The sequence below is a fragment of the Tractidigestivibacter scatoligenes genome (assembly GCF_001494635.1).
Lineage (GTDB): Bacteria > Actinomycetota > Coriobacteriia > Coriobacteriales > Atopobiaceae > Tractidigestivibacter > Tractidigestivibacter scatoligenes.
The window spans coordinates 238,530-263,650 of record NZ_LOJF01000001.1 but is presented as its reverse complement, the minus strand read 5'-3'; the positions used below and the strand labels follow the sequence as shown (position 1 = coordinate 263,650).

18 protein-coding genes and 1 tRNA gene are annotated in these 25,121 nt (G+C 62.0%); 2 read left to right on the top strand and 17 right to left on the bottom strand.

Annotated elements, in window-relative coordinates; translation table 11 throughout:
* Positions 1–2: 2 nt before the first annotated feature.
* The 5 genes from glgA to glgB all read right to left on the bottom strand — a co-directional run bounded on the left by glgA (position 3) and on the right by glgB (position 8,591).
* On the bottom strand, positions 3–1,502 hold the full coding sequence (gene glgA, locus AUL39_RS01135) for a glycogen synthase GlgA (RefSeq protein WP_059054016.1): 1,500 nt from the start codon (positions 1,500–1,502) through the stop codon (positions 3–5).
* A gap of 11 nt (positions 1,503–1,513) precedes the next feature.
* Positions 1,514–2,608 (bottom strand): glucose-1-phosphate adenylyltransferase subunit GlgD, encoded by a 1,095-nt coding sequence (glgD, locus tag AUL39_RS01130; protein ID WP_059052793.1) that lies wholly within the window; start codon positions 2,606–2,608, stop codon positions 1,514–1,516.
* Positions 2,609–2,611: 3 nt separating this feature from the next.
* A complete protein-coding gene (locus AUL39_RS01125) occupies positions 2,612–3,757 on the bottom strand; it encodes a glucose-1-phosphate adenylyltransferase (RefSeq protein ID WP_059052791.1) in 1,146 nt (381 codons plus the stop codon).
* A 73-nt stretch (positions 3,758–3,830) separates the two neighbouring features.
* Positions 3,831–6,260: a glycogen/starch/alpha-glucan phosphorylase gene (locus tag AUL39_RS01120; RefSeq protein ID WP_059052788.1), complete on the bottom strand. Its 2,430-nt coding sequence runs from the start codon at positions 6,258–6,260 to the stop codon at positions 3,831–3,833.
* A 135-nt stretch (positions 6,261–6,395) separates the two neighbouring features.
* The gene (glgB, locus tag AUL39_RS01115; RefSeq protein WP_059052786.1) at positions 6,396–8,591 is read right to left on the bottom strand and encodes a 1,4-alpha-glucan branching protein GlgB; all 2,196 of its coding nucleotides are present in this window, start codon (positions 8,589–8,591) and stop codon (positions 6,396–6,398) included.
* A 320-nt stretch (positions 8,592–8,911) separates the two neighbouring features.
* On the opposite strand from glgB, the gene nth reads away from it, so the two are divergent.
* Positions 8,912–9,589 carry an endonuclease III gene (gene nth / locus AUL39_RS01110; RefSeq protein ID WP_059052784.1) on the top strand — a complete coding sequence of 226 codons (678 nt, stop codon included), beginning with the start codon at positions 8,912–8,914 and terminating at the stop codon, positions 9,587–9,589.
* 317 nt (positions 9,590–9,906) lie between these two features.
* On the opposite strand, the gene AUL39_RS01105 is transcribed toward nth, so the two are convergent.
* Positions 9,907–11,226, bottom strand: coding sequence for an O-acetylhomoserine aminocarboxypropyltransferase/cysteine synthase family protein (locus AUL39_RS01105; protein ID WP_059052781.1), 1,320 nt, complete (start codon positions 11,224–11,226; stop codon positions 9,907–9,909).
* Between the two features lie 385 nt (positions 11,227–11,611).
* Between AUL39_RS01105 and AUL39_RS01100 the strand changes: the two genes are divergently transcribed.
* Positions 11,612–12,349, top strand: a complete 738-nt coding sequence (locus AUL39_RS01100) for a DUF975 family protein (protein WP_059052779.1) — start codon at positions 11,612–11,614, stop codon at positions 12,347–12,349.
* Positions 12,350–12,448: 99 nt separating this feature from the next.
* Here AUL39_RS01100 and rbr read toward each other — a convergent pair whose 3' ends face one another.
* From rbr to AUL39_RS01045, 11 genes are all read right to left on the bottom strand, one after another.
* The gene (rbr, locus tag AUL39_RS01095) at positions 12,449–12,994 is read right to left on the bottom strand and encodes a rubrerythrin (RefSeq protein ID WP_059052776.1); all 546 of its coding nucleotides are present in this window, start codon (positions 12,992–12,994) and stop codon (positions 12,449–12,451) included.
* A 90-nt stretch (positions 12,995–13,084) separates the two neighbouring features.
* Positions 13,085–13,984 (bottom strand): HhH-GPD family protein, encoded by a 900-nt coding sequence (locus AUL39_RS01090; RefSeq protein WP_059052773.1) that lies wholly within the window; start codon positions 13,982–13,984, stop codon positions 13,085–13,087.
* The gene (locus AUL39_RS01085) at positions 13,984–14,463 is read right to left on the bottom strand and encodes an RrF2 family transcriptional regulator (protein ID WP_059052771.1); all 480 of its coding nucleotides are present in this window, start codon (positions 14,461–14,463) and stop codon (positions 13,984–13,986) included. The genes AUL39_RS01090 and AUL39_RS01085 overlap by 1 nt, the downstream gene beginning before the upstream one ends.
* A gap of 25 nt (positions 14,464–14,488) precedes the next feature.
* The gene (locus tag AUL39_RS01080; protein WP_153001531.1) at positions 14,489–15,226 is read right to left on the bottom strand and encodes an HAD family hydrolase; all 738 of its coding nucleotides are present in this window, start codon (positions 15,224–15,226) and stop codon (positions 14,489–14,491) included.
* A gap of 234 nt (positions 15,227–15,460) precedes the next feature.
* A tRNA-Asp gene (locus AUL39_RS01075) sits at positions 15,461–15,537 on the bottom strand.
* Between the two features lie 434 nt (positions 15,538–15,971).
* Positions 15,972–16,808, bottom strand: coding sequence for a hypothetical protein (locus AUL39_RS01070; RefSeq protein WP_059052767.1), 837 nt, complete (start codon positions 16,806–16,808; stop codon positions 15,972–15,974).
* 52 nt (positions 16,809–16,860) lie between these two features.
* Positions 16,861–17,466, bottom strand: coding sequence for a recombination mediator RecR (recR, locus tag AUL39_RS01065; RefSeq protein WP_059052765.1), 606 nt, complete (start codon positions 17,464–17,466; stop codon positions 16,861–16,863).
* 2 nt (positions 17,467–17,468) lie between these two features.
* Positions 17,469–17,816 carry a YbaB/EbfC family nucleoid-associated protein gene (locus AUL39_RS01060; RefSeq protein WP_235810718.1) on the bottom strand — a complete coding sequence of 116 codons (348 nt, stop codon included), beginning with the start codon at positions 17,814–17,816 and terminating at the stop codon, positions 17,469–17,471.
* 56 nt (positions 17,817–17,872) lie between these two features.
* On the bottom strand, positions 17,873–20,077 hold the full coding sequence (gene dnaX, locus AUL39_RS01055; RefSeq protein ID WP_059052763.1) for a DNA polymerase III subunit gamma/tau: 2,205 nt from the start codon (positions 20,075–20,077) through the stop codon (positions 17,873–17,875).
* 338 nt (positions 20,078–20,415) lie between these two features.
* Entirely contained in the window at positions 20,416–21,570 is a 1,155-nt protein-coding gene (locus AUL39_RS01050; RefSeq protein ID WP_059052761.1) for a hypothetical protein, read from the bottom strand.
* 405 nt (positions 21,571–21,975) lie between these two features.
* Positions 21,976–25,116 carry a glycoside hydrolase family 3 N-terminal domain-containing protein gene (locus AUL39_RS01045; protein ID WP_082667165.1) on the bottom strand — a complete coding sequence of 1,047 codons (3,141 nt, stop codon included), beginning with the start codon at positions 25,114–25,116 and terminating at the stop codon, positions 21,976–21,978.
* Positions 25,117–25,121 lie beyond the last annotated feature (5 nt).

The following is a 25,121-nucleotide window of genomic DNA, read 5'->3' as shown; positions in this document are numbered from 1 at the left end:
CCTTACCTGTCTCTTCTCTTGTTGTACCTAATGACCTCAGGGTGAAGTCCGTGGTAGATGTCCATGTAGTCGTTTGCGGCACGGCGCCAGCTGAAGTCCGTCGCCATGGCCTGGAGCATGAGCTTAGTCCAGAGCTCCTGGTTAGTCCAGAAGATCTCGCAGGCCCCCAGGAGGGTGTCGGCCATCTCGTCCGCGTTCATGTTGGAGAAGCGGAAGCCGGTACCCTCGCCGGTGAACTTGTTGTACGGGACCACAGAGTCGCGCAGGCCACCCGTCTCGCGCACGAGAGGAAGCGTGCCATAGCGCATGGCAATCATCTGGGAGAGCCCGCAGGGCTCAAACTCGGACGGCATGAGCAGGATGTCGCCGCCAGCGTACATGCGGTGCGAAAGCGCGTTGTCAAAGGCGATGCGCGCGCACATCATGTCGCCGTACTTCTGGTCGAAGTAGCGGAACGCCTCCTCCTGGTCAGCGTCACCGGTGCCGAGAATGGCCACCTGGACGCCACGCCTCATGATGCCGTCCATGGCGTAGCGGACAAGTCCCAGGCCCTTCTGGTTGGTGAGACGGCCAATCATCACCACAAGCGGGCGTGTGGGGTCCTGGCGCAGACCAAGCTCCTCCTGGAGGGCACGCTTGCACTCGGCCTTGTTGGCAAGGTCGTCGGCAGAGTAGTTGGCCGGAATCATGGCGTCTGTCTTGGGGTTCCAGATGCTCGTGTCGATACCGTTGAGGATGCCCGTCAGGATGTTGGAGCGCCTGCGGAAGATGGGATCAAGCCCCTCTCCGTAGAACGGCATCTGCAGCTCGTAGGCGTAGCTCGGGCTCACGGTGGTAAGGGCGTCCGCGTAGCACAGGCCACCCTTCATGAAGTTGATCGAGTCCTTGTCGCAGTAGAGCTGGTCACGAGCGGCGGGGATGTCAGCAAGGCCAAGGATGTCGGAGAGCATCTTGTCTCCGTACTGGCCCTGGAACTTGATGTTGTGGACCGTCATGACGGTCTTGACGTTGTTGCACTGCGGCGCGCCACGGTAGAGCTCGCGCAGGAAGACGGGGCAAAGCGCTGTCTGCCAATCGTTGCAGTGCAGGACGTCGCAGGCAAGCTCCGGCACCTTGACGATTGCCTCGCAAATGGCCTTCGCAAAGAAGGCAAAGCGCTCGCCATCGTCAAAGTAGCCGTAGAGCCCGTCACGCTTGAAGTACGCCTCGTTGTCCACGAAGTAGAAGTCGAGCCCCTGAAGCTCGAGCTTCTCGATGCCGCAGTAGACATTCCTCCATGCCAGGGGCACGTAGAAGTCCGCAACGTGCTTCATGCGGTCCTTGTACTCCTGGGGAATGGTGCCGTACTTGGGCATAATAACTGCCGCCTTGGCACCAGCGTGCTTGAGCGCGCGCGGGAGGGAACCCGCCACGTCGCCCAAGCCGCCAGTCTTGGCGAACGGCACCGCCTCCGAGGATGCAAAGAGGATCCTCAGCTTCCTGCGGTGTGCGCTTGTTGGCATGGTTCCCACCTTTACTCGCGACCCTTTTCCTTGATGAGGACGTCCTCGGGGGTGCCACGAAGCTCGGTGCCTGCCGGGACGACGTTGTTCCTGTCGACGATCGCGTTCTCTACGCGAGCGCCGCTCTTGATAACGCAGTCCTGCATCACCACGGAACCACGAATGGTGGCACCGCTCTCCACAATGACATTGCGGCCAAGGACGGAATCGCCAACGTTGCCAAAGATGCGGCAGCCAGCGGAGACGAGCGAGTTAGTGACGTGGGAACCCACCTCAAACTTGGCGGGCGACGTGTCGTGCGCCTTGGTCTTGATGAAGCGGCCCTCGGGGAAGAGCTCGGCATTGATCCGCGGGTCGAGCGCGTCCATGTTGGAGCGGTAGTAGCTCTTCTTGTTGAACACCGCCGCCGCATAGCCATCAAAGTTGTACGCCTGAACGTTCACGCGACCGTAGTCGTTGCCCATGGCCTCAAAAAGGTCAAGGTAGTCGGTGGCAGCGTACCAGTCGAACATGTCAAGCAGCAGCTGGCGGCTAATCACAAAGCAGTCAAGGAAGGCGGTATCGCCAAACGAGACGCCGTGCTTCACGCCAGTGACGCGGGAGCCATCCATCTCAAAGCCCGTAACGTCGGCGTCGTTGCCGCTTGCCTGCTTGGTAAGCACGGTGACGTCCGCACCAGATGCCACGTGTGCGTTGTACAGGTCGTTGAGGTCCATGTTGTAGACAAAGTTGGCGGTCGAGAAGATCACATAGTCAGACTTGGACCTGGTGAAGAAGACCTTGTTGTGGACAAGGTCGCGCAGCAGGAAGCGAGCACCCGTGCGAGAGGTGCCAAAGGCGGAGCCGGGGAGGACAAACAGGCCGCCGTTCTTGCGGTCGAGGTTCCAGTCCTTACCGGAGCCCACGTGGTCGATGATCGAGCGGTAGTTATAGGGCATGACCATGCCAACCGTGCGCAGGCCGGCGTTGACCATGTTGGACAGGGGGAAGTCGACCAGGCGGTAGCGGCCAAGGAACGGCATAGACGCAACCGGGCGGCTCTCGACGAGTGCGCTCGGAGACTTGGCCGAGTAGTTGCACGTGATAAGACCAATGACCTTTTCCATTGCTTACTCCCCCTTCCCGACAACGACGTCATTCCCAATGACAGCCGTGTCCTTCGTAGAGTCGACGCTACCGAGGTTCACGTTCTCCTCGACGACGGAGTTCTCGCCCAGGATTGCGCGAACAACATGCGCGCCGTTCTTGACGACGGCACCGGGGAGCAGGACGGAGTCGACAACCGTGGCATGCTCGCCCACGTATGCGTCGACCGAGAGAATCGAGTGCTTGGCCTTGCCGTAGACCTGCACACCGTTGGCAACGAGGCAGTCGTCCACGTCACCATCGCGGCCCACAAACGCGGGCGGCCTCGTGGAGGCGTTGCTCATGATGGGGAAGTCTTCGCTGTAGAGGTCGAAGGCGGGGTTGGGGCCGAGAAGGTCCATGCTCGTCTCGTGGTAGCTCGAGATGGTACCCACGTCGCGCCAGAACCCGTTGAACTCGTACGTATACAGGCGCTTGCCGTCTGCCAGAAGCTTGGGGATGATGTTCTTCCCGAAGTCGTGCTCGGAGGTCTGGTCGATGGCGTCCTCCTTGAGGGAGCTCTCGAGGAGGTCGGCGTTGAAGATGTAGATGCCCATAGAGGCGAGGTTCGAATCGGGCTTCTTGGGCTTCTCGGTGAACTTGAGGATGCGCTCGTCCTCGTCCTGGGTGATGATGCCAAAGCGCGAGGCCTCTTCCCAGGGCACCGGCATCACGGCGATGGTGAGGTCGGCGTTGTGGCGCTTGTGGTTCTCCAGCATCTTGCCGTAGTCCATGCGGTAGAGCTGGTCGCCCGAGAGGATGAGCACGTACTCGGGATCGTTCTGGTCAATGTAGCCCAGGTTCTGGGTCACGGCGTCTGCCGTGCCCTCGTACCAGGCACCGCCCGTCTGGGTGGCGTAAGGCGGCAGAATGGAAACGCCGCCGTCACGCTCGTCGAGGTTCCACGCCTCGCCGGTGCCAATGTAGGAGTGCAGGAGGTACGGGCGGTACTGCGTGAGAACGCCCACCGTCGAGACGCCCGAGTTTGCGCAGTTGGACAGCGCAAAGTCGATGATGCGGAACTTGCCCCCGAACGAGACCGCAGGCTTTGCCACGTTGCTGGTGAGCGCACCAAGTCTGCTGCCCTGTCCTCCGGCAAGAAGCATCGCGATGCATTCCTTCTTGCTCATAAGGTCCCCCATTCCCTTCAATCGTCCCAACACTTGCCACGTACCTTCAACCCGCAAGTTCGCGGGATGGTTCCTAAGCCTCAATATGCCAGATGTCACTCATGTACTCGCGAATGGTTCGGTCACTAGAGAAGTATCCGGCCTTGGCGGTATTGTGCAGCGCAGACTTGTTCCATGCGGCGCGGTCTCCGTAGGCGGTGGTGAGCTCGTCCCAGGCGTTAACATAGGAGCGGAAGTCACGCAGAACAAGGTCTGGATCGTTGCTCACCATGAGGTAGTCGTGGATGCTCTCGAAGTTGCCCGAGAGGCGAGCGAGCGAGCCGTCGGAGAGCATGTCCACAACGCGGCCAAGGCGCTCGCGATCGGTGTTGTACTGGTCCCACGCGAAGTAGCGGCCAGAGGCGTGCAGCGCCTCCACCTCTTCGGTACGCAGACCAAAGATCTTGATGTTCTCGTCACCCACGAGCTTGGCAATCTCGACGTTGGCGCCGTCGTAGGTGCCCAGCGTGATGGCCGCGTTCATCATGAGCTTCATGTTGGACGTGCCGGAGGCCTCGGTGCCGGCAGTCGAGATCTGCTCGGAAATCTCGGCCGCGGGGTAGATGAGCTGAGCGCTCGACACGGCGAAGTTGGGGACAAAGGCGACCTTGATCTTGTCGTTCACGCGCGGGTCGTTGTTCACCACGTCGGCCACCGAGTTGATGAGTCGGATGACCTCCTTGGCAAAGGTGTAGCTCTGTGCAGCCTTGCCCGAGAAGATGAACGCCGTGGGGCGCGGGTCAAAGTGCGGGTCTGCAAGGATGCGGTTGTAGATGTCCAGGATCTTGAACACGTTGAGGAGCTGGCGCTTGTAGGCATGGAAGCGCTTTACCTGCACGTCAAAGACCATGGAGCAGTCAAGGTCGACGCCAGAGGTCTCCTTAACGTAGGCGGCAAGGCGCTGCTTGTCGGCAAGCTTGGCCTTTTCCATCTCGTCCAGGAAGCCGGCGTCATCCTCGTAGGCAGTGAGCTTCTCCAGCTCGAAGGCGTCATCCAACCAGCCCGTGCCAATGGCGCCAGAGATGAGGCGCGCGTAGGAGGGGTTCGCCTCGGCGAGGAAGCGACGGTGAGAGACGCCGTTGGTCTTGTTGTTGAACATCTCGGGGTTGAGGCGGTAGAAGTCCTTGAGCACGCCCTCCTCGAGGATGCTCGTGTGAAGCGCGGAGACGCCATTCACCGAGTGGCTGAAGATGATGGAGAGGTTTGCCATGCGCACCTGGCCGTCCCACAGTATGGCGGTGTTCTTGAGCATCTCTCCCCAGTCGTCGAAGGTGTGGGGGAAGCTCTCGCGATAGCGACGGTCGATCTCCTCGATGAACATGTACAGGCGTGGCATGAGGGCACGGAAGGTGTCGATGGGCCACTTCTCCAGCGCCTCGGGCATGACCGTGTGGTTGGTGTAGGAGATGGTCTGCTTGGCGATCTTGAAGGCCAGGTCAAAGTCCACGCCACGCTCGTCTACCAGGATGCGCATGAGCTCGGGGCCGCACATGGCGGGGTGCGTATCGTTGGTGTGGATGGCCACGTGGTCGGCAAGGTGCTCCCAGTCGGGCCCAAAGTCGCGTTCGTAGGTACCGAGGATGGTCTGAAGGCCAGCGGAGACAAACAAGTACTCCTGCTTCAGGCGCAGGATCTTGCCATGCTCACCGGAGTCGTTGGGATAGAGAATCGTGGAGATAGCCTCGACGTCGGAGCGGAACTTGTTCGCCTTGGCATAGTCGCCAGCATTGAACGCGTCGAGGTCGAAGTTCTCCTCGTAGGGCTCGGCGCTCCAAAGGCGCAGGTGGTTGACCTTCTTGGTGCCATAGCCAACGATGGGCACGTCATACGGGACGGCGCGCACCTTCTCGCCGCCCTCCTGGGTGAACCAGTAGCGGCCGGTCTCGTCCTCGTGGCGCACAACCCGGCCGCCAAACTGCACAATCACCGTGCCGGAGTCACGGCGAGACTCCCAAGGGAAGCCGTTCTCAAGCCAGTTGTCGGTCTTCTCGACCTGGCGACCGCCCTCGATGACCTGGCGGAACAGGCCGTAGTGGTAGCGCATGCCGTTGCCATAGCCGGCAATGCCCTCGTGTGCCATGGAGTCGAGGAAGCACGCGGCGAGACGACCGAGGCCGCCGTTACCCAGGCCGGGGTCTGCCTCCTGGCGGCAGATGGTCTCCAAAGAGCCGCCCATGTCCTCCACGCCCTTGGCGACAAGATCATGGACGCCGAGGTTGAGCAGGTAGTTGTCAAGCAGCGGACCAAGGAGGAACTCGAGGGAGAAGTAGTAGACCTTCTTCTCGCCCTTCTGGTGAGTGCCAATGCCAACGTTGCGCGACTTCTTTGCGATAAGCGTTGCGAGCACCTGATAGCGCTCGAGCTGGGTGCAGTCCTCGAACTTCTTGCTGAGGTCTGCCATGCAAGCCTCGCGGTACTGCTTCTCGAAATCTGCGGTGTCCTTGAAGATCTTTTCCTGTGCCATGTGACTCCAATGTCATGTCCTGCGGGACGGAACACCCCCAACATTACATGGGAACGTTCCCGTCTCATTATACGGGCGCATTCGTCACGCGCGCGTTGCCTGACGGTATGGCACGCGTGACAAATGGCGGTTTTCTTACTTCTTTGCCGTTCTGCGCGATGCGGGCTTGGCCTCTGCAGCAGGCTTCTTTGTTGTCGTCGGCTTCTTGGCGGCGGCCGGCTTCTTGGCCGCTGCGGGCTTGGCCTCTGCCGCAGGCTTCTTGGTGGCGGCAGCCTTGCTTGCCGGCTTCTTGGCGGCGGGCTTAGGGGCGGCCGTTGTTGCCGACGACTTTGCGCGCGCAGCGGTGGTGCGGCGCTTCCTCAGCGCGCCGGTGCGGTGCAGGACGAGGCCGCCCAGCGGAGGCACGCGGACGACGACGGACTGCTTGCGGCCGTTCCACGCAATCTCGCTGGTCTCGAGCTTGCCGATATTGACCACGCCAGAGCCGCCAAACTGCTCGGCGTCGGAGTTGAACAGCTCCTCGTAGTAGCCCTCCTCGGGCACGCCAAGGCGGAAGTCCTCGCGGGCGTTCACGTCAAAGTTGATGAGAATGACGAGGTCGTCCTTGGGGTTGTCCCCCTTGCGGATGAACGAGATGATTGACTGCTTGGCGTTGTCGGCGTCAATCCACTCGAAGCCGTCGCTCGTGTAGGAGTTCTGCCAGAGCGCGGGATGCGCGTTGTAGAACGCGTTGAGCGCAGCGACAAACTGCTGCTGGTGACGGTGGGTATCGTACTGCTCGGCCAGGAAGTACTGGATGCCCTCGTAATAGCGCCACTCGATGAACTGGGCAATCTCGTTGCCCATGAAGTTGAGCTTGCCACCCGCGTGCGTCATCTGGTAGAAGGCAAGCGCCCTCATGCCGGCGAACTGACGCCAGTAGTCACCGGGCATACGCGTGATAAGCGAGCACTTGCCGTTTACCACCTCGTCGTGGCTAAGCGGCAGCACGAAGTTCTCGTTGAACTGATACATGGTCGAGAACGTGAGCAGCCTGTGGTTGCCCGGGCGATAGGGAAAGTCGGTCTGCATGTAGTGCAGTGTGTCGTTCATCCAACCCATGTCCCACTTGAAGTTGAAGCCCAGGCCGCCGTCCTCGGGTGGGTAGGTCACGAGCGGCCACGCCGTGGACTCCTCGGCAATCATCGAGACATCCGGGTAGTACTTGCCCACCGTGGAGTTGCACTGGCGGATAAACGCGATGGCTTCGTCGTCTTCCTCGGTGCCGCGCGAGTTGAACTTCTTGAGGCGCGGATCGTCCACGCCAAAGTTGAGGTAGAGCATGGAAGTGACGCCGTCCATGCGGATGCCATCGGCGTGGTACTCGTCAATCCAGTAGAGCAGGTTGGAGATGAGGAAGGTGCGCACCTGGCCGCGCGAGAAGTCGAACTTGTGCGTACCCCAGTTGGGGTGAATCTCGTTCTCGTAGAGCATCTCGCCGTTGAAAGTGGCGAGGCCCTGCTCGTCGGCGCAGAAGCCGCCCGGTACCCAGTCGAGAATCACGCCGATGCCGGCCTTGTGGCAGGCGTCGACAAAGTGCTTGAACTGCTTGGGCTCACCGTAGCGCGAGGTTGGGGCGAAGTAACCCGTCACCTGATAGCCCCACGAGCCGTCAAACGGGTGCTCCATGATGGGCATGAGCTCGATGTGCGAGTAGCCCATGGTGCGCACGTAGTCCACCAGCTCGACGGAGAGGTCGTCGTACGAGTAGAACTCGCCGCGCTGAGCGGGGAACGGATCGCCAGGGCCGGGATAGGTGCCGTCCGGGCGCGGGTCTCCCTGCGGCTCGTCGCCGTGACGGCGCCACGAGCCAAGGTGCACCTCAAAGATGTTGAGCGGGGTCTTGAGCTTGTCTGCCTTGGCGCGCTTGGCGAGCCATGCCTTGTCGCTCCATGTATAGCCGGTGACGTCGTACGTGCACGAGGCCGTACCCGGTGCTTTCTCGGCAAAGAACGCGTACGGGTCTGCCTTGTAGAGGCGCTTGCCGGAGTTTGTCTCGATCACAAACTTGTAGAGCGAACCCATCTGGACGCCGGGGACAAAGCCCTGCCAGACATCGCCAGTCTTGGTCTTGGTGAGCGGATTGGCCCCCTCATCCCAGTTGTTGAACTCCCCAATCACGTGAACGCTCTTCACCTGGGGCGCCCAGACGGCAAAGTGGAAGCCCTCGGTGCCGTTCTCGTCGACGGCCTGGTGTGCGCCCATCTTGTCGTAGCTGCGGTACCACTCGCCCTTTGCCAGCAGGTAGAGGTCGTCGTCGCTCAAGTACAGAGAACTGTCACGAGTCTGCATGCTCGCTCCTCACGCGTCGTTTGTGTCCCCCATGGGGTGTGACGTGCGGTTTATTGGCCGTCGCCCCCGTCATTTTCCAATTATATTCCATAAACGCAAACCAACCGGGGTCGCACAAGTGTTGAGCCAAGGAGTGCGGGAACGGTTCCACATAACGGTGCGAGCGGTCTATCTCAACTCCCGAACGGAGCCTGACAGCGGTAAGCGCGAGGCCGTAAGGCGCGGACGGCTTAGGTGACAATTGCGCTCACGGCACCTCGCATCCGAGCGCTCAATTGCGGGCCATTGGGTATCATTGTCGCCAGACGAGAGGAGCTGCCATGCCAAGGGAGTCAAAGAAGTCTAAGCGAGAGCGCGCCACCGAGATTTGCCGCCGCATGGGCGAGTTGTACCCCGGCGTCAAGAGTGCTCTTGCGTTTGCGAACCCATTTGAGCTGGTACTATGCGTGCTTCTCTCGGCACAGACCACCGATGCCGGCGTGAACCGCGTAACACCCGAGCTCTTCTCGCGTTGGCCGGACGCCGAGTCTATGGCCGCCGCGGACCCGGTGGAGGTTGGTGAGGTCATACACTCCATTGGCTTTTGGCGGGCAAAGTCCAAGCACTGCGTGGAGACGGCGCAGATGATTGTCTCTGACTTTGGCGGAAAGGTTCCGGGGACCATGGAGGAACTCTGCCAGCTGCCTGGCGTGGGGAGAAAGACCGCCAACATCGTGCTTAACAAGGCATTTGGCGTGGTAGACGGCATAGCGGTGGACACTCACGTGTTCCGTCTGGCAACGCGCTTTGGGCTCACCCGCGCAACAACGCCAGCTGCCGCCGAGAAGGACCTTCTCGACGTGATTCCGCGCGAGCTGTGGGGCAACGTCAACGAGGAATGGATCCACTTTGGGCGCGACGTATGCACGGCGCGCTCGCCCAAGTGCGCGGGGTGCCCCATGGCCGACATCTGTCCGAGCGCCGGCCAGCCCGACCGTTACTTCAAGCGGAAGAAGTAGGAGCTTGGCGGCTCGACGGCTCGCGACGTCCTGGTGACGCCGGAAGGCGCGTTTCCGACGCGGTACCGTACGAGAAGGCCCTTCCGGCGAGAATCTGGCGCCCGAACAGGGGTTTTGTACGGGATCCCGTACGTGGAGGCCCTTCGGGCGCCGTTTTCTTGCCCGAGGGCGGTTTTCCGCAGCCACTGCGCACAAAAGGGGCCCTCCGGCGATTGTTCGTCGCCGGAGGGCCGTCTGTGTTGCAATTCTCGCCAAAAGTAGCCTTTTGGCGACAAGCATTAGGAACGCGAGAAGACTGGTGAGTCGCTACCAGCAGCCTATGCGTTGGCGAGCGCCTGGTCGAGGTCGGCGATGATGTCGTCCACGTCCTCGATGCCAATGGAGAGGCGGATGAGGTCCTCGGAGAGGTGTGCAGCCTTGAGCTGCTCGGCCGTAAGTTGGGAGTGCGTGGTGGAGGCAGGGTGGATGATGAGGGACTTGGCATCGCCCACGTTGGCAAGGTGCGTGAAGAGCTTCACGTTGTTCACCACGTTGAGGCCAGCCTCACGGCCGCCCTTGACGCCAAAGACCACTACGCCGCCAAAGCCGTGGTGCAGGATGCGGCTTGCAACCTCATGCGAGGGATCGCCCTCGAGTCCGGAGTAGCGCACCCAGGAGACCTTGGGGTTCTCCTGGAGGTACTTGGCCACAGCGAGTGCGTTGTCGGAGTGGCGCTGGACGCGCAGGGACAGGTCCTCGATGCCAAGGCCAATGAGCTGGGCCGCATACGGAGAGAGCGTAGGACCAAAGTCGCGAAGCTTGTTGGCAAGCACGCGGGTAGCGAAGGGCGCGGCGGGAGCGGCGTCAGCGAAGACGATGCCGTGGTAGGAGGGGTCGGGCTGAGCCAGGGTGTGCCACTTCTCGGGGTCCTGCTTCCAGTTGAACTTGCCGGTGTCGATAACCGCGCCGCCCAGCGTAGCACCGTGACCGCCAATCCACTTGGTGAGGGACTCGATCACGACGGCCGCGCCGTCCTCGGCGGGACGATAGAGGTACGGGGTCGCGAAGGTGTTGTCGACAAAGACGGGCACGGGCGAGGGCAGCGAGTTGGCGGCCTCAACGATGGCGGGAACGTCCGCCACGTCGACCAGGGGGTTGCCGATGGTCTCGACGTACCAAAGCTTGGTCTTGGGAGTGGTGGCAGCAACAAAGGCGTCGATGTCGTTGTTCTCGACGAAGGTGGTCTTCACGCCTAGGTCGCCGAGGGTGTGCAGGAAGATGTTCCAGGTGCCACCGTAGAGCGAGTCGGAGGCAACGATCTCGTCGCCCGCACCCACCAGGTTGGTGAGGGCGAGAATCTCGGCTGCGTGACCAGAGGCGACGGCAACGGCGCCGGTGCCACCCTCGATGGCTGCCACACGGGCGGCTACGGCATCGGTGGTGGTGTTGGTCAGACGGCCGTAGACGTTACCGGGACGGGAGAGGGCGAACTTGGCGGCGCCGTCCTCGGCGTCCTTGAACTCGAATGCAGCGGAAGCATAGACGGGAAGTGCCGCGGAGCCGGTGGTGGGATCGGGGGACCAGCCGGCGTGGACCTGCAGGGTGTTGAAGTGCTTCTCGGGATCCTTGGCGAAGTCGGGGTTGAGTTCGAAAGCCATGATGCTTGCTCCTTGTTTCTCGTAATGCGCTGAAAGTGTGATATCGCAATTGCTGATAGCTGGTGCTTCCGGATGAGCCCGAGCGCGTGGCAACGTCACTGTTACTCGCGGTCGGGCTAAGGCATCTGCCTGCCCGGAATTGGTTGGTATGTCTGTGTCCTCTCCATGGCTCCCAACTATAGCCACCCACGCGGCGAGAAGGAACCCTCGTAGTTCCACAAGGTTTGGATAGGTTGTTATCGTGCAAACAGATAGCGACGAACTACTGGCTTTCTAACTGGTCATTAAGCCACCGTCGGTGCTTTTTGCAATCCCATACCATATGCTGTCATCGTGAACACTATGCCAGCACCTCCCGCAACCAGACCAACAGAAGGGGCAAGCCATGTGGACCAGAGCAGAACTAAAGGATCGCGGCAAGGCTGCATTCAAGCGTAACTACTGGAAGACGGTCCTCGTCGCCTTCATCCTGTCGTTGCTCACCTACTCGACGTCGCTTTCCCGCGGCTCTTCCGACGCAAGCAGCGAGGGCCTCTCCGAAACCACCCACATGCTCGCGGACCCCGCCTCTGCCCTCTCGACCAACAGCCAGTTGGTTGCAGGCTTCTTCGTGGGTATTGGGCTTACAGCCCTAGTTGTCATCGCGGTTCTCGGCATCCTGATTGGAGTGTTCCTCGTTCTGCCCCTCCAGGTGGGTTGCCAACGCTTCCTGTTTCTCAATCTTCGCGAGCCGGCAAATGTGCGAGAGGTTCTCTGGGCATTCGATAGCAGCTACCTCAATATCGTGAAGGTCATGTTCTTGAAGGACCTCAAGATCTTCGCCTGGGCACTGCTGCTCGTGATTCCCGGCATCGTGAAGGCCTACGAATACCGGCTGGTTGACTATCTCCTCGCCGAGAACCCCGCGCTTTCCTCCGCCGAAGCATGCGAGCAGAGCCGCGCCCTTATGGACGGCAACAAGTGGAATGCCTTTGTCCTCGACCTCTCGTTTATTGGCTGGAACATACTTTCGCTCCTCACGCTGGGGCTCGTTGGCCTTTTCTACGTCTCGCCTTACGAGAACAGCACCAACGCCGCGCTGTACGAGGCGCTTCGCTACGCTCCTGCTCTGCCCCAGGAGTAGAGCAGGACTTCTCGTCACGCAGAAAGAGGCGCCCGCCCCGAAGCACGGGACGGGCGTCTCTTGTCTCTCGCTAGATTGGCGAACCCTATGCGACAAGCGCTAGTAGTTGATCGCCTGCTCCTCGAAGTAGCTCTGCGGGTGGTTGCAGACGGGGCAGACCTTGGGGGCCTCGGGACCAACGTGCAGGTGGCCGCAGTTGAGGCACTTCCAGACCTTGACGCCCGGGCGGTTGAAGACCTCGCCCTTCTCGACGCGCTCGGCGAGCTTGTTGTAGCGCTCCTCGTGGTGCTTCTCGACCTCGCCAACCAGACGGAACTTGGCAGCGATCTCCTTGAAGCCCTCCTCGTCAGCGGTCTCGGCGAAGCCCTTGTACATCTCGGTCCACTCGTAGTTCTCGCCGGCCGCAGCATCCTTGATGTTGGTCAGAGTGTCGGGCACGTCGCCGCCGTGCAGATACTTAAACCAAAGCTTGGCGTGCTCGGACTCGTTGCCAGAGGTCTCGGTGAAGATGTCGGAAATCTGGACGTAGCCCTCCTTCTTGGCCTTGCTGGCGTAGTAGGAGTACTTGCGGCTCGCCTGGGACTCACCTGCGAACGCTGCCTCGAGGTTCTTCTTGGTCTGCGAGTTTTCAAAATCGACTGCCATTACTGCTCCTCTCCTTCCCCCTCCTTGGGGGAAACATTGGGCTACGAAGCCGTGTCCCGCCTGCCTTCGCAGGCGGCTCCCATGGTAGCATCAGGTGCACCAAATGTTACCGTTATTATGACAAAAACCCTCCTTCGAGAGCTCCGTCAGTAACGTCTGGGTATCCGACGCGTTCACACCCCTTCTACCCGCCGCGCGCTCCTCGCGCGAAAGCTCCACGCAAAGAGTATCAAGGTCCACGCCGCCGCGCGGGTCGGCTCGGTGAGCGAGGAGTATGCGCAGGACTTCGGCGCGCTTCTGACGGTGAGAGCCCTCGAAACGCGACTGCCGCACATGCGAGCGCGATCGACGCGAGGGGTTGGGAACTGTTGCCTTAAGGTGCGCCCCATAGTCGAGAAGGGCGTAGTACCAGGTACGTGGATCGTCTGTGGGATCGTTGGCGTCTGGTGGGCATGTGGCGCGCACGATGGGCACCAGCTGCGTGTCAGAAACGCCCTCCTCATGGGGAAAGAGCTCGTGGAGAAGAACGGTGCGCACGTTTGTCTCGAGATACACGCCGGGCATGTCAAAGGCGAATGAGCGAATGCCAGCCGCCGTTGCCGGGCCAACGCCAGGGAGCGCCTTCAACGCGACCTCGTCGGAAGGCATCTGGCCGCCCGCCGCCGAGACCTCCTGCGCTGCGCGCCAGAGCGAGAGCGCGCGCCTGTTGTAGCCCAGGCCCTGCCACTCGTCCAACACATCCGCGGAATCCGCGGAGGCCAGGGCATCAACCGTAGGAAAGAGCCCCAGCCAGTGCTGCCAGCGGCCGTCCACGCGCGAGACCTGTGTCTGCTGCAGCATGACCTCAGAAATCCAGATGGCATAGGGGTCTCTCGTGCGGCGCCAAGGGAGGTCGCGGTAAAGCTCACGCCCGCGGGCAAGCACCGCAGCGCGAAACGAGGCAAGCTCCTCAGCTGTCGGCAGCGAGCCAGAGTCTGCAACGGACGGCATTACTCTGTCGCAGCCTTGGCCTTGCGCTTGTTGCCCACAAGCCTGAACGAGCCAGTCATCTGCGGCATCTTGCCCTCCATCACAACCTGGTAGAGGGTCACGGAGTCAAAGTAGGAGCGCAGCATACGCTCGGCGTTGCACCAGATGGGGTTGAAGTGGCACTCGGCCATGCGCGGGCAGGGACCTCCGTCATCACCGGCGTAGTCACAGGACGAGATGAGGATGGGGCCCTGCACTGCCTCCACGAGCTTGAGGAGCGACGTGGTACGCGGGTCGACGGCCAGCCTCATGCCGCCATGGGCACCGCGCGTGCTCTCAACGATGCCTGCCAGAGCAAGGTCGTGCTGGATAGACCGAGCAAAGGAGTACGGGACGTCATTGTCCTTAGCAGCTGTGCGCACCGAGACCACACCGTCGGGATTCTGGACGAGAGCCGCCAGCATACGAAGCGCGTAATCGGTCTTTCTCGAGATTTCCATAGCTACCTCCTGGCAGCCCGACGGGCTAGCCCCTCCTCCGGCTCATCTTTGCGGGCGAGCTTCCCCATTCGAGAATCTCCCAGCCACGCTGCCGTGCCAATTTTCTAAGCGTCTCTCCCGGGCACACCGCATATCCCTTGGCGGCCGCTGAGAGAAGCTCTGCATCCGTGTGGTGGTCGCCATAAGCGTACGCAAGGGTCCACGCACCCTCGCCCAGGTGGGCGTCTGCCCAGCGCGTAACTGCCGCGACCTTTTCGGGCCCCTGTACCACGGTTCCCTCGACGCGCCCCGTGTAGTTGCCCTCGGCATCGCGCTCCATGCCAGTGGCAATGTAGTCGTCCACGCCAAGGGCCTTGGCAGCATCGGCGGCGATGGGTGCAAACGTCGCCGAGACAAGCAGCGTGACGCAACCTTCCTCGCGCCGCTTGGCAACCTCTGCGGCAACCTCCGGACGATAGCGGTCCTTGAGGGTACTCTCGTAGAACTCGTGCATAATCTTGTCGATGTCTCGGTGGCTGAGGTCCTCGAGCGCACCAAAGACAAGCTCGCGGGCCTCGTCTTGGCTCTGTGGAAGGTGCAGTTTGTATCGCAGGCCCCACCAGACGAGTGCAGCGGCCCGAGGCACAGACATGAGGCCGTGACGCCACAGATACACTGAGAAGAGCGCACCGGACTGACCGTCGATGGACGTGCCGTCGAAGTCAAATACAGCCAGCCTGGCCTTTCTCTGCGGTTGCGCGCTGTCGTTTGTAGAAGCGAGCATGCTGTGCGTCTCCATAGTGCTGTTGGGAATCGTATCGTGCCAATAATACCAGTCCGATAATGGCACGGGGTGAATTGTACTATTTGCCGTATCAATTCGGACGATTGACGGGTACCTGTCGCAATGCGTCGACGTGATGACATGACCGGTAGGCACGCAGTGTTGGACAGGCGTTTCTCGCACATCTCGTACACATATGAAAGGAGCCCCTTGCGGGGCTCCTTGAGTTCACAATGGCGGGATATGCGGGGCTCGAACCCGCGACCTCCGACGTGACAGGCCGGCGCTCTAACCAGCTGAGCTAATACCCCACGCGCGTTGTGCGGGAGCTATTATACGCAGAGGGTGCAAGGTCTGTCTAGCCCAAAATTGAGAAAGTTTTGTGGGGTCGAGGGAGCCGGCTGGAGCCCAAAGCGTTAGAGGGGGCAGGACTGCAGCTTCTCTTGCATTTTCCGATCGTTTAAATCGGTCTAATCAATCGGAATTTGCAGGTCTCAATTTACAGCGGCTGCTCGGGCATAGACAGGCGCCCCAGTTCGCCGTTTAGGGGTGGTTAACCGTTCGGAATCTGCGTCGTTCCCGCAATGCCGCGGCATTTCGCCGTTTAGGGGTACCTATCCGTTCGAAATCCGCGACCGAGATAGAAGCTACTCCCCCTGCCGCCGGGAGAAAAAGGCGATCAGTACCCTCCCAGAGAGGGCAACACCCATCACCAGCAAAACCAGGACCGCAAGCGGAGACCCGTTTACTCGAGAGCCACATCCGTAGTGGCACCGGTCGAGTCCGCCACGTGGACCACGGAGCCGTCTAGCGTTGCCGAGGAAATGGTTCCCGTACCCGTAATGGTGCTGCCAGAAGAATCGGTCACCAGCATGGGCGTCGAATCGCCACCAAGCGTGTAGGCCATAACGTCCCACGTGCCGTCGGACTTGTTCTCGGGAACCACAATCACCGAGTTGTAGAGGATAAGCGAGACAGGCGTGCCCTCGCCGGTGAACTCCTCGGTCTTGTTGCCCTGGGCGTCAGTGGCCACAACGGCATACGTTCCGTCTCCGGTGACCTCAATCGAGTAGGTGACGTTCTGGTACGTAACCGAGCCGTCCGAGGTGGTCTGGACCTGCTGCGGCTCCTCTGCCGTGGTGGCAGCGGGCTCAGCGCTCTGCGCGTTATCCTGCGCGCCAAGGAAGGTGACAAAAGCAACAATCGCGAGAATGACGAAGAGCCCAACCACACCGGCGATAACCAGCAGGACAGACTTGAGGTTTGCGGGCTTTCGCTCGGGCTTCGAGCCATACGCCGGACGGTTGCGCCCACTCAGGCGACGGTTGCGGGAGCGCCTCTCGGCACGGTCGCGAGCAATGTCTGCCGCCTCGGCCGCGTTATCACGCGTGGTCACGCGAGCGCCCTGGCCCGCAGAGAGTGTCTGGAGGGAGTCGACGGGCGCCGCACTCTGGCGCGGGGCTGCGCTGTCGTCGACGTCCTCGGGGACGGCGTGCGCTCCAACCCTAGAGACTCCGGCGGCATGCCTGCCCGCAGCGTGCGCGGGGCGCCTGTACCTCTCGTCATTGGATGCGTAGCTCATCTCGTCTCCCCTTGCATGTGTCCTGTCAACACCATCCTAGACCTCTGCGTGGCTATACCTCGCGGCGCGCCTCTATGGCACGGCCGAGCGTTACCTCATCGGCATATTCGAGGTCTCCGCCAACGGGAAGGCCGCTGGCAAGACGAGACACGCGCACGCCCAGGGGGCGGATGATCCGCGAGAGGTATGTGGCGGTTGTCTCGCCCTCAACGTCCGGGTTGGTGGCGAGAATGACCTCCTGGACCTCGCCCGAGGCAAGACGCGAGAGCAGCTCCTTCACGTGGAGCTGCTCGGGGCCAATCTTGTCCATGGGCGAGATGACGCCACCCAGCACGTGGTAGAGACCGTGGTAGCTGCCCGTGCGCTCGATGGCGGAGACATCACGTGGCTCTGAGACCACGCAGATGGTCGTCCGGTCGCGTGAGGCGTCCGAGCACACGTCGCAGGTGTCGCGCGTGGCATAGCTAAAGCAGATGGGGCAGAAATGGACCTGCTCCTTCACCTCGAGAATCGCCGTGGCCAGCCTGCGCGCCTCCTCCACGTCGGCCTCGAGGAGATAGTACGCAATGCGCTGGGCAGACTTGGGGCCAATACCCGGCAGCCTGCCCAACTCGTCGAGGAGGCGCTGCAGCGCGTGCCCGTCGTTAAGCCGGTCCATCCCTAGAAGAGCCCCGGGATGTTAAGGCCGCCGGTGACGGCGCTCATAGCCTTCTCGGTAGCGGATTCTGCCTGCTCGAGGGCGTCATTCACGGCGGCAAGGATCATGTCTTGCAGCATGTCGACGTCCTCTGGATCAACTGCCTGCGGGTCGATGGTGATGGAGCTAATGCGCAGGTCGCCCGTGGCCGTGACCTTTACCGAGCCGCCGCCAGCCGAGGCCGAGACCTCGGTTGCCGCGGCCTTTTGCTGTGCCGCAACGAGCTGCTCCTGCATCTTGCGGGCCTGGGCCATCATCTGGTTGCGGTTCATACCGCCCATGTTGTATCCGCCTCTGGGTCCCTTGGACATGTCTTCCTCCTGGTTGCTTGATGTGCGTGCTGAAATATGGCTGATAAGAACGTTGGCTAGTCTGTGCCCTCTCCATCCGAAGCGGAAGGCGCATCAGGCGAGTCTGGCTTCACGACTACGGAGCCGCCAAAGGCGTCCTCGAGCATCGCCGCGATGTTCGCGAACTCCTCGGTGAGGACCGGGGCGTCGTCTGCCGGAGGCGTGGCGGGCGGAGTCGGTTTGGGGGTCGGAGCAGGTGCCGGAGCGGGGGCCGGCTGCGGCACCGACGCGGGCTTGGGCGCGGGGGCTGGTTGCGGAGCCGGGGTCGGGGCTGGCTGCGGCGTTGGAGCCGGCGTGGGGGCGCCGAATTCCGCGTCCTCCTCGTAGGCAGAGGCATCCGCATCGCTGTACGGAACCTGCTCGACCACGGGGGGCTCTGGAGCGGGTGCGGACTGCCCTGCGGGCGCAACGGGATCCCACGGCATGGGATACGACGTTGGTGCCTGTTGCGGTGCGGCCTGGGGCGCGGGTGCCGGTGCAGGTTGAGATGAGGGCGCAGGCGCCGGGCGCGGGGCAGATGCGGCTCGGTCGGACTGTGCTATCGCCTGGCTCGAGAGGCTCGACTCGACAAAGACGACCTCGCGCGGGCCAAAGACGCTCGCGACAATGGGCAGGTAGAGCTCGCGTACGTCAGCGCGCTCGAGCATGCGGGCCGCAAAGTGCGAGCCCGTGGGCAAGGACACGGTGAGCTTTGCGCCGTCATCCGAGACGATGCTGGAGTTAAGGAGCAGGGAGCCCCTAGACGCCGATTTGGCCATGAGGCCCTCGGTGACGCGCTTCCAGTTGCGCTGCAGCGTGGCGCCATCGGTGATGGGAGCGCCAGCTGTCGGCGCAGCCGAAGTACGCGGGACAGGAGCGGGCTGGGGCGCCGGGGCTGGCTGCGGCGCCGGGGCTGGCCGCGGCGCCGGAGCAGGGGTCGGCCTTGGCGCAGGCGCTGGGCGCGGCGTGGGGGCCACCGGCTGCGGAGCCGGGGCTGGCGCCGGAGCGGGCGCGACGACCGGGGCGGACGCGGGAGCTGGTGCTGGCACAGCCGGCGCGGGAGCCGGCGCCGCCACGCGGCCGGGCACCGAAAGCGCGGCAACCTGTCGCTCGAGGTTTCCGATCCTCTCGGCAAGCGACTCCAGCGTGAGGTCGGATTCTGGCCGGGCAATTCTCGTCAGCGCAATCTCAAGAACAAGGCGCTGATTGGTGGCCGTTCGCATCTCGCTGGAGGCCTCGCCCAAGATGGTGAGCACACGGGCGATGCGGTCCGCAGAGCCAAATGCCGTTGCCTCGGACGAGAGGCTCGCAAGCTCCTCCGACGACGCGGCAATGACCTTCGCCGGATCGCCCACCACCGCGGTCACGTACACGTCGCGCATGCGCGACGCAAGCTCGCGCGTGAACTGCAGCAGGTCGCGCCCCTCGGACGCAAGGCGCGAGACCTCCTCGAAGAGCGACGCCACGTCCCTCTCGGCAATTGCCTTTGTCACGTTGCCCAGAACCGCACCGTTGGCCTCGCCAAAGAGGTCCTGGGTAGCCGAGAGCGTGATGGCGCCGTCGCCAAAGACCGAGACCTGCTCGAGCGAGGTGAGCGCGTCTCGCATGCCGCCGCGCGCATGGCGAACGATAAGCTCGAGCGCAGCGTCTTCGTAGGTGAAGCCCTCCTGCGTGCACACGTACGCCAGGTGGGCCTGCATCTCGTTAGGGCCAATAGCGTGGAAGTCAAAGCGCTGGACTCGCGAGAGAATTGTGGCCAAAATCTTCTGCGGGTCGGTGGTGCACATGATGAAGACCACGTGGCTCGGGGGTTCCTCAAGCGTCTTGAGCAGCGCGTTGAACGCCGCCGGCGTGAGCATGTGGACCTCGTCGATGATGTAGACCTTGTAGCTGCCACGGACGGGCGCGTAGTTGACGCGGCTGATGATCTCCTCGCGGACGTTGTCGACGCCCGTGCGCGAGGCCGCGTCGAGCTCAAGCACGTCCGGGTGCTCACCTGCGGCGATGAGCTGGCACTCCTCGCAGGTACCATCGGGCAGGTGACCTGCGCCGCGTTGGCACATGAGCGCCTTCGCCAGGATGCGCGCCATGGTGGTCTTGCCGGTTCCGCGCGGTCCGCAGAAGAGGTACGCATGGCTCACCTTGCCCTCGAGAACCGCGCGCTTGAGGGTCTCGACCACGTGTTCCTGGCCGACAACCTCTTCGAACGTCTTTGGGCGGTACTTCGTGTAGAGCGATTCCATGGGACCTCCGCGCCTCTTGCCTGAGAGTCCAGTATACCCGCGGGCATTGGGGATGGACCGCGCTCCACCGTGTCACCTTGAACGACGGCGACCGCACGCGGACCGGTGCGCGGCCGCGACCCCGCTCGACGTCGTCTGCCTCGGCCAAAAGCGCACACGAAAACAATTCGTCCTTCTCGCCAGGCGCGTTTTCCCAGGAAACTGGTAGTAACCGGTCGTTTTGGCGTGCGTTTATTGCGGGCCGAGAAGCCAAGGTCAGCCCAGCCAGCCCCACCGGCCGTCAGCCAGCCACCGCTAACGAGAAGCGCCACGCACAGCGTCGCCCGCGCGACATCCGCCTAGAAATAGATCTCCTCGTCGTGAATTGTCATCTCGGGCATGTGGTCTTCTGCGAGCTCGCGGCTCAGCACCCTGCCACGCGTTCCCGGGAGCAGCGACCAGATTAGTTTCTGGCGTTCCTCGGCCAGCTTTTTCCTGCACAAAGCCTGCTTTTGCCTTGTGTAATCGCCCTGCCCCAGACGCTCGATGATGCTCATGGCCTGCAGCATCACGCGATCCAAGCCACCGCGCTCAAGCAGGTCTTCCTTGGTCACCGGAAGCACCGACAGCCCCTGCACCAGCAGGTCGCGGTCCCGGCGCTTGTCGGCCACAATCGCCGCACGTATAGGACCAATCGCAGCGATACCGTTCTGCTGGGAATTAGGCTCCGCATCTGCATCGAAGTCTTCGCCAAAATGCGGCCCGCCATCATAGTTGAAACCAACGGAAGTGCCCACCACTATGGTGTCCGGAACTCGGCTGCGTTTGGCAACGAGCAATTCCGCATCGCCACCGGCCACAACGCGAGGATTAAGCCGCAGCTCACCAAGCTCGTATCCCAGCTCGTGGAGCGGCATTCTCGCCAGCGCATCAACTATAGACTCCTGCGGCGACCACGCTTCATCCATGAGCCACTCGGCTATCCTGCGGCTTTGCTCGAGCCCGGCAACATCGTTCGCATTCGCAAGGTATGCCCGAATCTTCTTTGCCGTAGTTACCGGCTTGATGCCAAACGTCACCGGACCGTTGCGCGGGTCCGCACCACAGCGCGAGAACCTGCCGCACAGCTCCAGCCCAACAAGCAGCTGAACCACAGGGGACATGATGGTGCCAAGTTCAATAAATAGCAGCTCAGGACAGGATATCTGCACCCCATCTGCCACTTCAATCACGGGATTTGCGGGCAGCCCGTGGGTGTAGATGGTATTCTGGGCTGCATTCGATCGGATGCGTGCGTTCTGCTCGGGCACCATGACCTGGAACTTGCCGCGTAAGTCGGCGGGGTCCACTCCGGCAGTGGCGAGCGCGTTGCCCAGACGGCGCGCGGTCCAGCGGACGTACGGCTCCGGCGTGGGCGCAAGGAGGCCCTTCCTGCTCGACGTGAGCGTGCGCCGAGAAGAGCGCAGGGCACGCAGGATGAGCAGCGCGGTGAGCTTGTTGAACGTGACTCGCATGGCACACCCTAACTTTAGTTGTGTCGAAAGGATACTCAGGCGAGACATACGACGCATCAAGCCATAGGCAAGCGGCACGTCGCTCGGTAAGCGGTGGCGCAGTGGTGCTGCAGTCGAGCAACCCCGGGCGGGCCTGGACAGGTCCGTCGGCAGCGTCGGCGGCGGCATCGGCGGCGTCAAAAGCGCACACGAAAACAATGCGGCTCGTTGCTTTCCTGGGGAAACGTCACCGCTGCAACGAAGTAATTGTTTTCGCGTACGTTTTCGCACCAAGACGCGCAGACAGCCACATAGGGAACCGAGAAGGACGAGCACCCATATGCCGAGAAAGGCGGGCCCACCCACAAGGGGCAGGCCCGCCTCGTTCAACGCTGTCGCGCAACAACGCGTTTGGCGCCTGTACCGCTACGCCTCGCCACCGTCGCCGTCAGCAGCGCTCGTCGTCGCTGAAGCAGCGGCAGCCCGCTCGGCCGCGCGCTTCTTGTGGTTGCGCCAGCCGGTCCAGAACACCAGCGCAATCAGGCCGATGGAGACCACGTTCACGGCAATGGTCACCTTGGTGATAACCTGCATGCCGGGCACGTAGACGCTGCCGGGCATTGCGCCCTCCATCGCCTTCGAGTTAGCGGTGACGTACAGCAGGTGATGGATTGCCTCGCGACCATAGTGGTACTCGGCAGAGTTGTTCGCGTCGTACGTGTAGTTGTTCTCGTTGGAGCGCAGGCGCGAGTCGCCGCCACCACGAATCATCTGGCTAGAGTCCATGTACGGGCCAGCGGAGTTGGCGGAGTCGGTGATGATCCAGCCGTTGAAGCCCCATTCGTCACGAGCAAGGCCGGTGAGCAGGGCATAGTTGCCGCCCGCCCACGTTGCGCCAACGCGGTTGAAGGCGCTCATGATGGCCTGGCAGGCATCGACCTTGGTCATCGCCATGGAGTAGCTGCCGTCGGCGCCCTTCTCGACGTAGTTCTCATCAACCGCGCCGGTAGAGTGCATGCAGATGTCGAAGGGCTTGACGAAGACCTCGCGGATGGCCTGCTCGTTGGCCCACGTGGCGCATCCGCGCTCCGTGCCACCGTCACCGCGGTGGTTCTCCTGGTCGTTGAGGGCAAAGTGCTTGATGGTAGAGTACACGCCCTTCTCCGCCGCTGCCTTGATCTCGAGAGAAGCCACGGTGCCGCTGATGACGGGATCCTCTGAGTAGTACTCGCCGTTACGTCCCGTGAAGGGCGTGCGGTGAATGTTCATCGAGGGCGCGTACCAGCCGGTAGTTCCGCCGATGTTCGCCTCGTTGCCGATCATGGTGCCGTAGGCGGTGGCAAGCTCCTGGTTCCAAGTCTGCGCCATGACCACAGGCGAGCAGAACATCATGCCGGTTCCGCCGTAGATGAGGCCTGCCGCGGTGTCCGCGTCGATGTTGAACGGCTTGCCAATCGACTGGATGAACTCCGATCCATAGCCCGAGTGGCCGATGAGCTCGCGGTAGTCATCCGCGGTGAGCTCGTCGAGGAGCTGGTCCCACATGGGGTCGTCGTACGCCTTGCCACGCAGGTCGATGAGCTTGACGCTGTTGTCCTTGCCATACACCGGGGTATCGGTAATGGCGGAGTCGTCCACGGGATTACCAGAGTCGAGCGAGTTGAGCTTCTCGACAAGCGAGGAGTCCGCAACCTTGACCCACGTGTACGCAGCGGGATTGCCGTCCGCATCGGTGCCGTTGATCTCGGCGCCCCAGGTAGAGACGTTGTTCTCGTCAGGCTCTCCGTCGTGCTTGGGGAAGGTACCCTCCCAGTCCGCGCGTGTGAGGTAGGTGATGTCGCCCTTTGCGTCGTCGAAGAGGTTGGTCACCTGGCTACCACTCTTGGAGTCGGTGGCGTAGGTGGTGGTGTCGACCTCCGTGTTTGACGGCACGTAGCTGTTCACAAGCGCGGCGTTGCCGGAGACGTTTGACCCCTTGGCCGCAAGCACGTTGTTCACGGCGTCGTGCGAGTCGTGGGCGGCGGTGATGTAGTAGGTGCCCGCGTCCAGGATGTAGGTCTTCGCTCCGTTGGCGTCGTACGCCTTGAGCGCGTCCTGGTCGAAGGTGACGGTGACCGTCTGGGTCTCGCCGGGCTCGAGGAGCTTGGTCTTGCCGTAATTCACCAACTGGACGGCGCTCTTCTCGACGCCGTTGGCACGGTCGTAATCGGTGTAGGGGCTCTGCGCGTAGACCTCGACAACGTCCTTGCCCGCTACGTTACCCGCGTTGGTAACGTCAATCGAGACTGTGCAGGTGTTGCCGTCCCAGGTCGTCTTGTAGTTGGCCCAGTCAAAGCTCGTGTACGAAAGGCCATAGCCAAACGGGTAGACAACCTCGCTGTCGTAGTCGAAGTCCCCGGCGTTGCCCTGCCCAAGCACGGCGTCCTCGTAGCGGGTCTCGTAGTAGCGATAGCCAACGTAAATGCCCTCGGCATACGAGACGTAGGCGTGCCCGGTGTAGTTGCCGTCTGCGTCGACGTACTGGTAGTCGCCAAAGTTCTGGGCGGCCGGAGAGTTGAGCGAGTTCGCCTCGAAGGTATCGACCGTCTTGCCGGAGGGGTTGACCTCACCAGAGAAGATGGCCGCCAGCGAGTCGGTGCCGTAGGTGCCGGTAGAGGGCACGAACAGCACACTCTTGATGTTGGGGAACTGCTTGAGCCACCCAAGGTTCAGCGCCGAGGCGGTGTTGACAACAACCACGCCGTTGTCGAAGTTGTCGTTGATGTACTGGAGAATCTCAAGCTCCGTCGAGTCGGGCTCGAGGTAGCTCTTGACCTGGTCCTCCTTGCTCGATGCGTACCGGTACATGGAGCGAGGCATGTCACGGCCCTCGCCGGCAACTCGGCGCATCACAAAGACGGGAACGGTGCCCTTGGCAGAGTCGAACAGACCGTCCGTCGACTCAAGCTCGCTGAACGGGCACTCGTTGATGTGGAAGTCCTCGTCTGCGCCAAAGCTGATCGAACCGCGACCCATGGAGTACTTGCTTCCGGCACCCTTGGTGTAGAAGTCCAGAAGTGTCTGGTTCACGTGGAGACCGCGGCTCTCAAAGGAGTTCGTCAGCTTGCTGGAGTCGCCGCTGGCGCCTGTAAACATCGTCATAATGCTCTGGGTCGCCGTGAGGTTCTTCACCGACTCCCCGAAGAAGCTAAACGTCGTGCCCTGCTCAAACGGCATGGTGTTGTCGTCGTTCTTGAGCAGGACGTAGCCCTCGTTTGCAATCTGGCGGTCGAGGCTCTCCTCGGCATCGCGAATGCTGTCCTTGTCATAGTCGGCCTTGTAGTAGTCAAGGTCCAGCCCCTCGGTGTTCGCCTTGGAGTTGTCCCACGACTGCTGATAGCCGGCCATGTTGTTGACCATGCGCACGATCATTCCGTTGCCCGGCAGAATCACGTTGACGGCGACCATAAGCACCGCCAGTACGACTACCAGGGCAGACTTGAGGATGGTCTTGATGACTCTCCCCACCTTGCGGGCACGGCTCACGGTACGCACTCCGCCGGAACCCTTCTGGTTCTTCTTTCCCATCTTCT